This is a genomic window from Klebsiella sp. CN_Kp091, assembly GCF_040065095.1.
GTDB lineage: Bacteria > Pseudomonadota > Gammaproteobacteria > Enterobacterales > Enterobacteriaceae > Klebsiella > Klebsiella aerogenes.
Map to the genome: position 1 here is coordinate 100511 of NZ_JBEAIO010000008.1, position 13174 is coordinate 113684.

The 13174-nt window shown below is 56.0% G+C and carries 10 protein-coding genes; 2 read left to right on the top strand and 8 right to left on the bottom strand.

Features of this window, described 5'->3' with window-relative positions; translation table 11 throughout:
• Positions 1-515 precede the first annotated feature (515 nt).
• Positions 516-3221, top strand: a complete 2706-nt coding sequence (gene malT / locus ABLV17_RS09135) for an HTH-type transcriptional regulator MalT (protein ID WP_045394833.1) — start codon at positions 516-518, stop codon at positions 3219-3221.
• A gap of 6 nt (positions 3222-3227) precedes the next feature.
• Here the strand turns inward: malT and ABLV17_RS09140 are convergent, their stop codons facing one another.
• Genes ABLV17_RS09140 through glpE form a run of 3 tightly spaced genes read right to left on the bottom strand, consistent with a single transcriptional unit; the run spans position 3228 to position 5218 of the window.
• The gene (locus tag ABLV17_RS09140; protein WP_015369351.1) at positions 3228-3986 is read right to left on the bottom strand and encodes a DeoR/GlpR family transcriptional regulator; all 759 of its coding nucleotides are present in this window, start codon (positions 3984-3986) and stop codon (positions 3228-3230) included.
• A 19-nt stretch (positions 3987-4005) separates the two neighbouring features.
• The gene (gene glpG, locus ABLV17_RS09145; RefSeq protein ID WP_271032838.1) at positions 4006-4836 is read right to left on the bottom strand and encodes a rhomboid family intramembrane serine protease GlpG; all 831 of its coding nucleotides are present in this window, start codon (positions 4834-4836) and stop codon (positions 4006-4008) included.
• 52 nt (positions 4837-4888) lie between these two features.
• The gene (glpE, locus tag ABLV17_RS09150; protein WP_015369349.1) at positions 4889-5218 is read right to left on the bottom strand and encodes a thiosulfate sulfurtransferase GlpE; all 330 of its coding nucleotides are present in this window, start codon (positions 5216-5218) and stop codon (positions 4889-4891) included.
• Positions 5219-5424: 206 nt separating this feature from the next.
• Here glpE and glpD point away from each other — a divergent pair, with 206 nt between their 5' ends.
• A complete protein-coding gene (gene glpD, locus ABLV17_RS09155; protein ID WP_020077778.1) occupies positions 5425-6933 on the top strand; it encodes a glycerol-3-phosphate dehydrogenase in 1509 nt (502 codons plus the stop codon).
• 121 nt (positions 6934-7054) lie between these two features.
• Here glpD and ABLV17_RS09160 read toward each other — a convergent pair whose 3' ends face one another.
• The 5 genes from ABLV17_RS09160 to glgC form a co-directional block, all read right to left on the bottom strand.
• Entirely contained in the window at positions 7055-7354 is a 300-nt protein-coding gene (locus ABLV17_RS09160; RefSeq protein WP_045394831.1) for a helix-turn-helix domain-containing protein, read from the bottom strand.
• A complete protein-coding gene (locus ABLV17_RS09165; protein WP_045394830.1) occupies positions 7354-7701 on the bottom strand; it encodes a type II toxin-antitoxin system RelE/ParE family toxin in 348 nt (115 codons plus the stop codon). The genes ABLV17_RS09160 and ABLV17_RS09165 overlap by 1 nt, the downstream gene beginning before the upstream one ends.
• A gap of 215 nt (positions 7702-7916) precedes the next feature.
• On the bottom strand, positions 7917-10364 hold the full coding sequence (gene glgP / locus ABLV17_RS09170; protein WP_047047942.1) for a glycogen phosphorylase: 2448 nt from the start codon (positions 10362-10364) through the stop codon (positions 7917-7919).
• Positions 10365-10381: 17 nt separating this feature from the next.
• On the bottom strand, positions 10382-11815 hold the full coding sequence (gene glgA, locus ABLV17_RS09175) for a glycogen synthase GlgA (protein ID WP_045375801.1): 1434 nt from the start codon (positions 11813-11815) through the stop codon (positions 10382-10384).
• Complete coding sequence (glgC, locus tag ABLV17_RS09180) at positions 11815-13110, bottom strand: glucose-1-phosphate adenylyltransferase (protein ID WP_015703688.1); 1296 nt, start codon at positions 13108-13110, stop codon at positions 11815-11817. The genes glgA and glgC overlap by 1 nt, the downstream gene beginning before the upstream one ends.
• Positions 13111-13174 lie beyond the last annotated feature (64 nt).

Genomic DNA, 13174 nt, shown 5'->3' on the forward strand with positions numbered 1-13174 from the left:
CGAAAATTGTGATCGCGGCCACTTTAACGTTAGCTCGTCGTCGGGAATTCGCCGCCCTATTGCGCGTGTAGAACAATAATTTCGCCAGCGCAACGAACGGCAAATTTGTTACAGCGCAATTCATAGCGCAAAGCCAAATTCGCTCGTGCCATTATCGTGAAATAAAAAATAAACTACTGACAGAATAAAAAGATGCCATGACAAAAATACGTGAAATAGATTAACCCTAAGAATCCACTGACGATAATTTAATAAAAACAATCAACTACGAAAAACACTGTGTAAAGTAATTTCGTCCCGGACGAAACCGTCGTAAACCGAGGCATGGCGCGTACTGGTACCGGTTTAAAGCTAATTAAAAACCGAAGCGAGAAATTGTGACCGAGAGCAAATTCAAGAGCATCAATTTTGGACATAACTTGCAATAACTTTCATTATCGCCGACCTTAGGAGTCATTAATTACGAAGCGCAAAAAAAATCCCCATCCCTTTCTTGCACAGCGAAAAAGTGAACTATGTTGATTCCGTCAAAATTAAGTCGTCCATCCCGTCTTGAACACACTGTGGTTCGCGAACGGTTGCTGGCGAAACTTTCCGGCGCGAACAATTATCGTCTCGCGTTGGTGACCAGCCCGGCAGGTTACGGCAAAACCACGCTCGTTTCGCAGTGGGCATCGGGTAAGCATGACCTTGGCTGGTTTTCGCTCGATGAAGGCGATAATCAACAAGAGCGCTTCGCCAGCTATCTGATTGCGGCGATTCAACAGGCGACAGGCGGCCACTGCGCCGCCAGCGAAGCCATGGTGCAAAAGCGCCAGTACGCCAGCCTGCCGTCGCTGTTTGCGCAGCTGTTTATAGAGCTTGCCGACTGGCAGCGCCCGCTGTACCTGGTCATTGATGACTATCACCTGATCACCAATCCGGTGATCCACGATGCCATGCGCTTCTTCTTGCGCCATCAGCCAGAGACCATGACGCTGGTAGTGCTGTCGCGCAACCTGCCGCAGTTGGGGATCGCCAATCTGCGGGTGCGCGAGCAGTTACTGGAAATCGGCAGCCAACAGTTGGCTTTTACTCATCAGGAGGCGAAACAGTTCTTTGACTGCCGCCTCGCCTCCCCCATTGAAGCCGATGACAGCAGTCGCCTGTGCGATGACGTCGCCGGCTGGGCCACCGCCCTGCAGCTCATCGCCCTCTCCGCCCGGCAGAAAAACACCTCAGCCCAGCACTCCGCCCGTCGTCTCGCCGGGATTAACGCCAGCCACCTTTCCGACTATCTGGTCGATGAAGTGCTGGATAACGTCGATGCCCGTACCCGCAGCTTCTTGTTAAAAAGCTCGCTGCTGCGCTCGATGAATGACGCGCTTATCGTCCGCGTCACCGGCGAAGAGAACGGCCAGATGCAACTGGAAGAGATCGAACGTCAGGGGCTGTTCCTGCACCGGATGGATGACTCCGGCGAGTGGTTCCGCTATCACCCGCTATTCGGCAACTTCCTGCGCCAGCGCTGTCAGTGGGAAATGGCCACCGAGCTACCGGAAATTCACCGCGCCGCCGCCGAAGCGTGGATGGCGCAGGGGTTCCCCACCGAAGCCATCCATCATGCGCTTGCCGCCGGCGATGCCGCCATGCTGCGCGATATTTTGCTCAACCACGCCTGGGGCATGTTCAACCATAGCGAGCTAGGATTGCTGGAACAATCGCTGGCGGCGCTGCCGTGGTCGAACCTGCTGGAAAATCCGCGGCTGATCCTGCTGCAGGCCTGGCTGATGCAGAGCCAGCATCGCTATAGCGAAGTGAATACCCTGCTGGCCCGCGCCGAGCAGGAGATGGATGTCGAAATGGACACCGCGATGCACGGCGATTTCAACGCCCTGCGCGCGCAGGTCGCTATCAACGCCGGCGATCAGGACGAAGCCGAGCGCCTGGCAATGGTGGCCCTGGATGAGCTGCCGCTGGCGAGCTATTACAGCCGCATCGTCGCCACTTCCGTCCACGGCGAAGTGCTGCACTGCAAAGGCCACCTGAGTAAATCGCTGGCGGTGATGCAGCAAACAGAACAGATGGCTCGCCGGCATGACGTCTGGCACTACGCCCTGTGGAGCATGATTCAGCAGAGCGAAATTCTGTTTGCCCAGGGCTTCCTGCAGGCGGCATGGGAGATTCAGGATAAAGCTTTCCAGCTTATCCGCGATCAGCATCTTGAACAGCTGCCGATGCATGAGTTCCTGTTGCGCATCCGCGCGCAGCTGCTATGGGCGTGGGCGCGTCTTGATGAAGCTGAAGAAAGCGCCCGCAGCGGCATCGCGGTGCTGGCAAACTACCAGCCGCAGCAGCAGCTGCAATGCCTGGCGTTAATGGTGCAGTGCTCGCTGGCGCGCGGCGATCTCGACAACGCCCGCAGCTTATTAAACCGTCTCGAAAATCTACTGGGCAACGGCCATTATCATAGCGATTGGGTCTCCAACGCCGATAAAGTGCGGGTGATCTACTGGCAGATGACCGGTGATAAAACCGCAGCGGCCAACTGGCTGCGCCAGACGCCGAAACCTGAATTCGCCAATAACCACTTCCTGCAAAGCCAGTGGCGCAACATTGCCCGCGCGCAGATCCTGCTCGGTGATTTTGATTCCGCCGAAATGGTGCTGGAAGAGTTAAATGAAAACGCCCGCTCGCTGCGGCTGATGAGCGATATCAACCGTAACCTGCTGCTGTTGAACCAGCTGTACTGGCAGGCGGACCGCAAGGGCGAGGCGCAAAAAGTGTTAATGGAAGCCTTAACCCTGGCTAACCGCACCGGCTTTATCAACCACTTCGTGATTGAAGGCGAAGCCATGGCCCAGCAGCTGCGCCAGCTGATTCAACTGAATACGCTGCCGGAGCTGGAACAGCACCGCGCGCAGCGCATCCTGCGCGATATTAACCAGCATCATCGACATAAATTCGCCCACTTCGACGAGAGCTTCGTCGAACGGCTGCTGAACCACCCGGAAGTGCCGGAGCTTATCCGCACCAGTCCGCTGACCCAGCGCGAATGGCAGGTGTTAGGGCTTATCTATTCCGGTTACAGCAACGAGCAGATCGCCGGCGAACTGGATGTTGCGGCCACCACGATTAAAACGCATATTCGCAATCTGTATCAGAAACTGGGCGTCGCGCACCGCCAGGATGCCGTTCAGCATGCCCAGCGGTTGCTCAAAATGATGGGATACGGGGTATAACGCTGTTTAGCACAGCTCCAGCTGCAGGTTGTTGTCTTTAATCACCTTCAGCACGCCTGCGGGCGGCATGATATCGGTATAAACCGCATCGACCATACTAATGCTGCCCATGTTCACCATCGCATTACGCCCAAACTTCGAGTGATCCACCACCAGCATCACGTGGCGCGAGTTTTCGATAATCGCCCGCTTGGTGCGCACTTCATGGTAATCAAACTCCAGCAGCGAACCGTCGCTATCAATACCGCTTATACCAAGAATGCCGAAGTCGAGACGGAACTGGGAGATAAAATCGAGCGTCGCTTCGCCGATGATCCCGCCATCGCGGCTGCGCAGCTCGCCGCCGGCGAGGATAATGCGAAAATCGTCTTTCACCATCAGCGTATTCGCGACGTTGAGATTGTTGGTCACAATCCGCAGGTCATTATGATCGAGCAACGCGTGGGCCACCGCTTCCGGCGTTGTGCCGATATCGATAAACAGGGTTGCGCCGTCGGGTATTTCGCTCGCCACTTTCCGCGCGATACGCTCTTTTTCCGCCGTCTGGGTTGCTTTCCTGTCGTGCCACGAGGTGTTGACCGAGCTGGAAGGCATCGCCGCGCCGCCGTGGTGGCGCAGGATCATTTTTTGTTCCGCTAAATCATTCAGATCGCGACGGATAGTCTGCGGGCTGACGGCAAACTGCTCCACCAGCTCTTCGGTACTGACGTATCCCTGTTTTTTTACCAGCTCGATAATCGCGTCATGACGTTGTGTTTGTTTCATGAAATATCCCTGGGAATCTCTACGTTCGTTTTCGCACATTTAGCGTATCGACAAACGCCATCGCCAGCCCGACTGCCAGGCCCGCCACGTGCGCGCCATTGGCGATCGACATGCCGAAAACATCAAACCATCCAGCCACTAACCACACTAAAGAGAAGAGGATCAGACCACGCTGCAGATAAATACCGCTCTGCGGGTCGCGCTCGCCGCGCAGCCAGACATAGCCCATTAACGCATAGACTACCCCCGACAAACCGCCGAACCACGGGCCGCTAAACTGATGCTGGACGAATCCGCTCAGCAGAGCGCTGATAATGGTAATCACCACCAGTTTGCCGCTACCGATGCGCTTCTCCACCGCACCGCCGAGGTACCACCACCATAGCAGGTTAAACAGAATATGCATCAGCGAGAAGTGCATGAAAGCATGGGTAAGGTAGCGCCAGGCTTCGAATTTCAGCGAAGGATCGTAGGGCCAGGCAAGCCAGATCATCATCGTCTGATCGCCCAGAACGTTTTGCAGAATGAAGACCAGGATACAGGCCAGCAAAATCGCCCACGTAAACGGCCCGGCGTTGTTACGCAGGGTAGCTAAAAAAGGAAAGCGTTGGTAATGCAATCCGCTATTGGTATGCCCCGATTGCCAGCTGGCGGCGAGATAGCGCGGGTCGGCCGGGTTTTCGAGAAAACGGGCCAGCTCGGCCTGCACCCGCGCGGCCTGGCTTTCATCTGCCAGCCAGACATCGCTCTGCGTGTGCTGTTGGATAGTCAGGATGACCCCCTGCGTCGCCATATAGTCGACAAACGCCTGGGCCACGCGCGGGTTGGCAAAAGAGGTAATCATTAACATACAGCGGATCGCTTATTCCACACAAAGGGGGCTAGTATATACCGTACCGCGCTTATAGCGAGCCGTGCGCGACTTCCGCCGGGAAATGACGATGCCAGGCGTCAAAACCGCCGTCGACGCTGTAGACGTTCTCGAAGCCCTGCTGCAGCAGATACTGCGCGGCGCCTTTACTGCTGTTGCCGTGGTAGCACATCACCATCACCGGCGTCTCAAAATCGTTATCACGCATAAAAGCGCCCAGGGTATCGTTGGTCAGATGAAACGCGCCCGGCGTGTGCCCCATGGCATAGCTTTGCGGGTCGCGGATATCGACCAGCACCGCCTTCTGCTGATGCAGTTTCTGATGCGCTTCTTCTACATTGATACATTCAAATTGTTCCATGATTCTCTTCTCTATTGCACTTCATGACGGGCGATGACCGACCCTGATTTTACCCGCTAGTGTACCGTCAGGCGGTAAATAAACGCCAATATGTTACATGCATCACTCTGAAATGTTTTTTTGATGTTACCAAAAGCGCGTTTGTTTGCTATAGTGAGCGATATCGAACATTTATGAGCTTAAACGAAAGCGAACGAGGTGTGAGCGTGGAAATCAAAGATCTGATTGTGATAGGCGGAGGCATCAACGGTGCCGGTATCGCGGCAGACGCCGCCGGGCGCGGTTTATCCGTGCTGATGCTGGAAGCGAGAGACCTTGCCTGCGCCACCTCAAGCGCCAGCTCGAAACTGATTCACGGCGGCCTGCGCTACCTGGAACACTACGAATTCCGCCTGGTCAGCGAAGCGCTGGCGGAGCGCGAGGTGTTATTAAAAATGGCGCCGCATTTGGCCTTCCCGATGCGCTTCCGCTTACCGCATCGCCCGCATCTGCGCCCGGCGTGGATGATTCGTATCGGTCTGTTTTTATACGATCACCTCGGCAAACGCACCAGCCTGCCGGGCTCGACCGGTTTGCGCTTTGGCGCGGAATCGGTACTTAAGCCGGAAATCGTGCGCGGTTTCGAATATTCCGACTGCTGGGTCGACGATGCGCGTCTGGTTCTTGCCAACGCCCAGATGGTGGTACGTAAAGGCGGCGAGGTTCGCACCCGCACCCGCGCTATCTCGGCAAAACGCGAAAACGGCCTGTGGGTGGTGGAAGCGGAAGATATCGATAGCGGCGAAAAATTCACCTGGCACGCGCGCGGTCTGGTTAACGCAACCGGCCCGTGGGTGAAACATTTCTTCGATGAAGGCATGCATCTGCGCTCGCCGTATGGCATTCGCCTGATCAAAGGCAGCCATATCGTGGTGCCGCGCGTGCACACCCAGAAGCAGGCCTATATCCTGCAAAACGAAGATAAACGTATCGTGTTTGTCATCCCGTGGATGGATGAGTTCTCGATTATCGGCACCACCGACGTCGAGTACAACGGCGATCCGAAAGAGGTAGCGATCGATGATAAAGAGATCAACTACCTGCTGAACGTCTACAACGCGCACTTTAAAAAGACGCTGTCGCGCGACGATATCGTCTGGACTTACTCCGGCGTGCGTCCGCTGTGCGACGATGAGTCCGACTCACCGCAGGCGATTACCCGCGACTATACGCTCGATATTCACGATGAGAACGGTCAGGCGCCGCTGCTGTCGGTATTCGGCGGCAAGCTTACTACCTACCGCAAACTGGCGGAACATGCGCTGGAAAAACTGACGCCGTATTATCAGGGGATTGGCCCGGCGTGGACCAAAACCGCCGTTCTGCCCGGCGGCGATATCGGCGGCGACCGCGACGACTACGCGGCGAAACTGCGCCGTCGCTTCGCATTTATCAGCGAATCAATGGCCCGCCACTATGCCCGCACCTACGGCAGCAACAGCGAGTGGATCCTTGGCGAAGCGACCTCGCTTGCCGATCTGGGAGAAGATTTTGGCCACGAGTTTTATGAAGCCGAGCTGAAGTACCTGGTCGAACACGAGTGGGTTCGCAGCCTGGATGACGCTATCTGGCGCCGTACCAAGCAGGGTATGTGGCTGAATGCCGAGCAGCAGGCGCGCATCAGCGAGTGGCTGGCGCAACATACGGGAAAGTCTGAACTGTCGTTAGCATCCTAATATACCCCGGGCGGCGGCTTACGCCTGGCCCGGGCTACATTACAGTCTGTAGGCCCGCGCAAGCGTAGCGCCGCCGGGCAATAACCGTATCTACGGCTTGCGCCTGACCCGGGTTACCGATTCACAAATTAAACGAGACTTTTTTTCCAGTCGGCAACGTGACATTTATACTTAGTTCCCCACCCAAGGCCGCAATGTAGCGCTTTAGGGTCGAAAGCCTCGGGTCGTTATCAGCCTGTTCCATTTTAGCGATCGTTGGCTGCTTAACCCCCATAGCCGCAGCCATCTCCGTTTGTGAAATTTGTAACTCTTCGCGAAGCAAGTTTAAAGCGACAGACTGACGTATCTCTGCCGCTTTCGCTGCAATACGCTGCTGGCTTTCAGGACTCTGTTTCGCCATGAGTTCTTTTAGCGTGCCCATTATCGCTCCTTAGTCAGGTGCTGGCTGAATTCTCTATCAGCCAGGGTAATCATCTCTTTGTAAAAACGTTTCTCATTCATGCCATCCTTATTGCCCGCACATAAAACGATAGCTTTCCGAAGAGGATCAAAAGCAAAAAAGGCGCGGACCGGGAGCCCATGATGCTGAACCCGAAGTTCTTTCATATTCTGAAACTTTGAACCTTTTACCGTATCAACATACGGACGCCCAAGCTGCGGACCAAACTCAGACAGGATAAGCATCGTGGCCAACATATCCTCTTTTAAAGCTCTGCTTTGTAATTCGAACCAGGTATCAAACGTATCCGTCGTTTCTACATCCCACATAGACGATCCCTCATAGCCTAAAGGCTATCATCAACATTATAGCTATTAGGCTATGAACGTAAACTATTTGAGCATTTATCGTACTGCTGGCAAATTCACGTCAATAGTATATTCCCGCAATAGCCTGAATCCCTCCCGGCACTTTTCCGAATAAAACGTTTACTACACAAACAGAAACGGGGCCAACTGGCCCCGTTTTGCTGATGCTTAACCGATTACAAACGAACCGGGTCGATATGCCAGATATGTTTGGCGTACTCCTGGATCGTGCGGTCGGATGAGAAATAGCCCATGTTGGCGATGTTCATCATCGCTTTATTGGCCCACTCCTCCGGATGACGGTACAGTTCGTCCACCTTATCCTGGCAATCAACGTAGCTGCGATAGTCCGCCAGTACCTGATAGTGGTCGCCGAAGTTGATCAGTGAATCCAGCAGGTCGCGGTAACGGCCAGGCTCCGACGGGCTGAACAGACCGGTGCCAATCTGCGTCAACGCCTGATGCAGCTCCTCATCCTGCTCATAGTAATCGCGCGGTTTATAGCCGTTGCTGCGCAGGGCTTCCACCTGTTCCGCGGTATTACCGAAGATAAAGATATTGTCTTCGCCAACGTGCTCCAGCATCTCGACGTTAGCGCCATCCAGCGTACCAATGGTTAGCGCGCCGTTGAGCGCAAACTTCATATTACTGGTACCGGACGCTTCCGTTCCCGCCAGCGAAATCTGCTCGGAGAGATCCGCCGCCGGGATAATCAGCTGCGCCAGGCTCACGCTGTAGTTAGGGATAAACACCACTTTTAGCTTATCGCCAATCTGCGGATCGTTGTTCACCACCGCCGCCACATCGTTGATCAGATGAATAATATGCTTCGCCATATAGTAGGCCGACGCGGCCTTACCGGCGAAGATATTCACCCGCGGTACCCACTCCGCCTGCGGATCGGCTTTGATCCGGTTGTAGCGGGTGATGACGTGCAGGATATTCATCAGCTGGCGTTTATATTCGTGGATACGTTTGATCTGCACATCAAACAGCGCCTTGGGATTGACCACCACGTTCAACTGCTGGGCGATATAGTTCGCCAGCCGCTGCTTATTCTCAAGCTTGGCGCGGCGCACCGCCTGGTTCACCGTCGGGTAATCTATATGCTGAAGCAGATCGCTCAACTGGCTTAAGTCGGTACGCCATGTGTGGCCAATATTCTCATCCAGCACCTGCGACAGCGGCGGGTTTGCCAACGCCAGCCAGCGCCGCGGCGTGACGCCGTTGGTGACGTTGGTAAAGCGCATCGGGAAAATCTTTGCAAACTCGGCAAACAGCGACTCGACCATTAAGCGCGAATGCAGCTCGGACACGCCGTTGACTTTATGGCTGACGACAACCGCCAGCCACGCCATGCGCACCCGGCGACCATTGGATTCATCAATGATGGAGGTACGGCTGAGCAGCGCGGTATCGTTGGGATACTGCTCCTGCAGCGTCTTGAGGAAGTAATCGTTAATCTCGAAGATAATCTGCAGATGGCGCGGCAGGATTTTCCCCAGCATATCGACCGGCCAGGTCTCCAGCGCTTCGCTCATCAACGTATGGTTGGTATAGGAGAAGACCTGGCAGGTCACCTCGAAGGCTTCATCCCAGCTAAATTTGTGCTCATCGATCAGCAGACGCATCAGCTCAGGAATCGACAGCACCGGATGGGTGTCATTGAGGTGAATGGCGATTTTCGCCGCCAGATTGTCGTAGGTGCGGTGCAGCTGGTAGTGGCGGCTGAGGATATCCTGTACCGTCGCCGAGACCAGGAAATACTCCTGACGCAGGCGCAGCTCGCGCCCGGAATAGGTGGAATCATCCGGGTACAGCACCCGCGAAACGTTCTCGGAGTGGTTCTTATCTTCCACCGCCGCGAAGTAGTCGCCCTGGTTGAATTTACCGAGGTTGATTTCGCTACTGGCCTGCGCGCTCCACAGCCGCAGAGTGTTGGTGGCGTCGGTATCGAAACCGGGGATAATCTGATCGTAGGCTTCGGCGATAATCTCTTCGGTCTCTATCCAGCGGGTATTTTTCCCTTCTTGCTGCACGCGGCCGCCGAAACGCACTTTATAACGCGTATTGTGGCGTTCGAACTCCCACGGGTTGCCGTACTCCAGCCAGTAATCCGGCGACTCTTTCTGCCGCCCGTCGACGATGTTCTGCTTGAACATCCCATAATCGTAGCGAATACCGTAGCCGCGGCCCGGCAGACCCAGCGTCGCCAGCGAATCGAGGAAGCAGGCGGCCAGGCGCCCTAAACCGCCGTTGCCTAAACCGGGGTCGTTTTCTTCATCAATAAGCTCTTCCAGATCGAGCCCCATATCGGCCAGCGCATTATTCACATCTTCATAAATCCCTAACGACAACAGCGCGTTAGAGAGGGTGCGGCCAATCAAAAACTCCATCGACAGATAGTAAACCTGCCGCACTTCCTGCGACAGCTGGGCGCGGTTTGAACGCAGCCAGCGCTCGACCATGCGGTCGCGAACGGCGAACAGGGTGGCGTTCAGCCATTCGTGTTTGTTGGCGATCGCCGGATCTTTGCCGATGATAAACATCAGCTTATACGCGATAGAATGCTTTAACGCCTCAACGCTCAGCGTCGGTGATGCATAACTAAAGGGTGCATTCATAGCCATAGCTCCTGTGATTACATCAAGCGTTGATAGAGTTCACGATAGGATTTCGCCGCCACCTGCCAGCTAAAGTCCATATTCATCGCCTGACGCTGAACGTAGCGCCACAGCGATGGCCGCGACCACAACACAAAGGTGCGCCGGATGGCCCGCAGCAACGACACCGCGTTACTGTCCTCAAAGACAAAGCCGCTGGCGACGCCGTCGGCGAGGTTTTCCAGCGAACAGTCGGCCACGGTATCGGCGAGACCGCCGGTGCGGCGCACCAGCGGCAGGGTGCCGTATTTCAGGCCATACAGCTGAGTCAGGCCGCATGGTTCAAAGCGGCTGGGAACCAGAATCACATCGGCGCCGCCCATGATGCGGTGCGAAAACGCCTCGTGATAGCCAATCTGCACGCCGACCTGGCCCGGATGTTCGGCGGCGGCGGCGAGGAAGCCCTCCTGCAGTACCGGATCGCCGGCGCCCAGCAGCGCCAGTTGCCCGCCCTGCTCCAGCAGGCCCGGCAGCGCCTCCAGCACCAGATCAAGCCCTTTTTGGCTGGTCAGGCGGCTCACCACGGCGAACAGCGGCGCTTTGTCATCCACCTTCAGCCCCATGGCGATTTGCAGCTGTCGTTTATTCTCGGCTTTCTCTTCCAGACTATCGCGGTCATAGCGCGCCGCCAGCAGCAGATCGCTTTGCGGATTCCAGATACTATCATCGACGCCGTTAAGGATACCGGACAAGCGGCCCTCGTGCTGGCGCTGGCGCAGCAGCCCTTCCATGCCGTAGGCATATTGCGGTTCGGTGATTTCCCGCGCGTAGGTTGGGCTCACCGCCGTGATATGGTCGGCATAGTACAGCCCGGCTTTGAGGAACGAGATCTGACCGTTAAATTCGAGGCCGTGCATGTTATAGAACGACCACGGCAGCTCTATCTCATTCATATGCCAGGAGTAAAACATCCCCTGGTAGGCGAGATTGTGCACCGTAAACACCGATTTCGCCGGCCGTCCGCGCGCCGCCAGGTAAGCCGGCGTCAGGCCCGCGTGCCAGTCATGAGCGTGCACCACCTCCGGGCGCCAGAATGGATCCAGCCCGCAGGCCATTTCGCTACCCACCCAGCCGAGCAACGCAAAGCGCAGCACGTTGTCGGTATAGGCATTCATGTTGGCGTCGTGATATGGGCTCCCCGGACGATCGTAGAGATGCGGCGCGTCGATCAGATAGATACCGACGCCGTTAAAATGGCCGAACAGCAGGGTGATGCGCCCGGCAAAGGTATCCCGGCGGGTGACAACCTGCGCGTCGGTAATCCCGCGGCGGATATCCGGATACCCCGGCAGCAGCACGCGGGTATCCACGCCGTCTGCTATCTGCGCCGCAGGCAGCGCGCCAATAACGTCAGCCAGACCGCCGGTTTTTAACAACGGGAACATCTCTGAACATACGTGTAAAACCTGCATTATCGCTCCTGTTTGTGCCCCAGTTTCCGCAGCATGTCGCGCGTAACCAGCACGATCCCTTCTTCTGAACGATAGAAGCGGCTGGCATCTTCTTCCGCATTCTCCCCAATAACCATCCCTTCCGGGATGACGCAGGCGCGATCTATCACGCAGCGGCGCAGGCGGCACGAGCGCCCGACCCAGACATCCGGCAATAAGACTGCCGAATCAATGTTACAAAACGAATTCACCCGCACCCGCGGGAACAGCACCGACTGCACCACCACCGAGCCCGAGATAATGCAACCGCCGGAAACCAGCGAGTTCAGCGTCATGCCGTGGCTACCGGAGCGGTCCTGGACGAACTTCGCCGGCGGCAGCGATTCCATGTGGGTACGGATAGGCCAGTGCTGGTCGTACATATCCAGCTCCGGCGTCACCGAGGCCAGGTCGAGGTTGGCCTTCCAGTAGGCTTCCAGCGTACCCACATCGCGCCAGTACGGCTCGGCTTGCGGGTCGGACTGCACGCAGGAGAGCGGGAAAGGATGTGCATAAGCCATGCCAGCTTCGGTAATTTTCGGGATGATATCTTTGCCGAAGTCGTGGCTGGAGTTTTCGTCGAGATCGTCGGCGGCCAGCAGTTCATAAAGGTAATCCGCATCAAAGACATAGATGCCCATACTGGCAAGCGAGCGGGTGGCGTCGTTCGGCATCGCCGGCGGGTTGGCCGGTTTCTCGACGAACTCGATGATCTTCTCGCTTTCGTCAACCGCCATCACGCCAAAAGCGGATGCTTCTTCGATGGGCACCGGCATGCAGGCGACGGTGCAGCGCGCGCCTTTTTCGACATGGTCGATCAGCATGCGCGAGTAATCCTGTTTGTAGATGTGGTCGCCGGCGAGAATCACCACATATTCAGCTTTATAGCGACGAATAATGTCGAGGTTCTGCGTCACCGCATCGGCGGTACCGCGATACCAGTTTTCACCGTGTACCCGCTGCTGCGCCGGTAGCAGATCGACAAACTCATTCATCTCTTCGCTGAAGAAAGACCAGCCGCGCTGGATATGCTGCACCAGGGTATGCGACTGGTATTGGGTAATCACGCCGATGCGGCGAATACCTGAGTTAAGACAGTTAGATAACGCGAAGTCGATAATACGGAACTTACCGCCAAAGTGGACGGCAGGCTTCGCGCGCTTAATGGTTAAATCCTTAAGCCGGGTACCACGCCCGCCAGCAAGGATCAGCGCCACCGATTTGAGAGGAAGTTGACGCGCCAGCATCAACGGATCGTTCTTTTCAAGCCCAACCATGATTAACTCCTTTTGATTCCCCTGCTTCACGGCACATTCATCATGAACGCGCCGAAAACCCCCA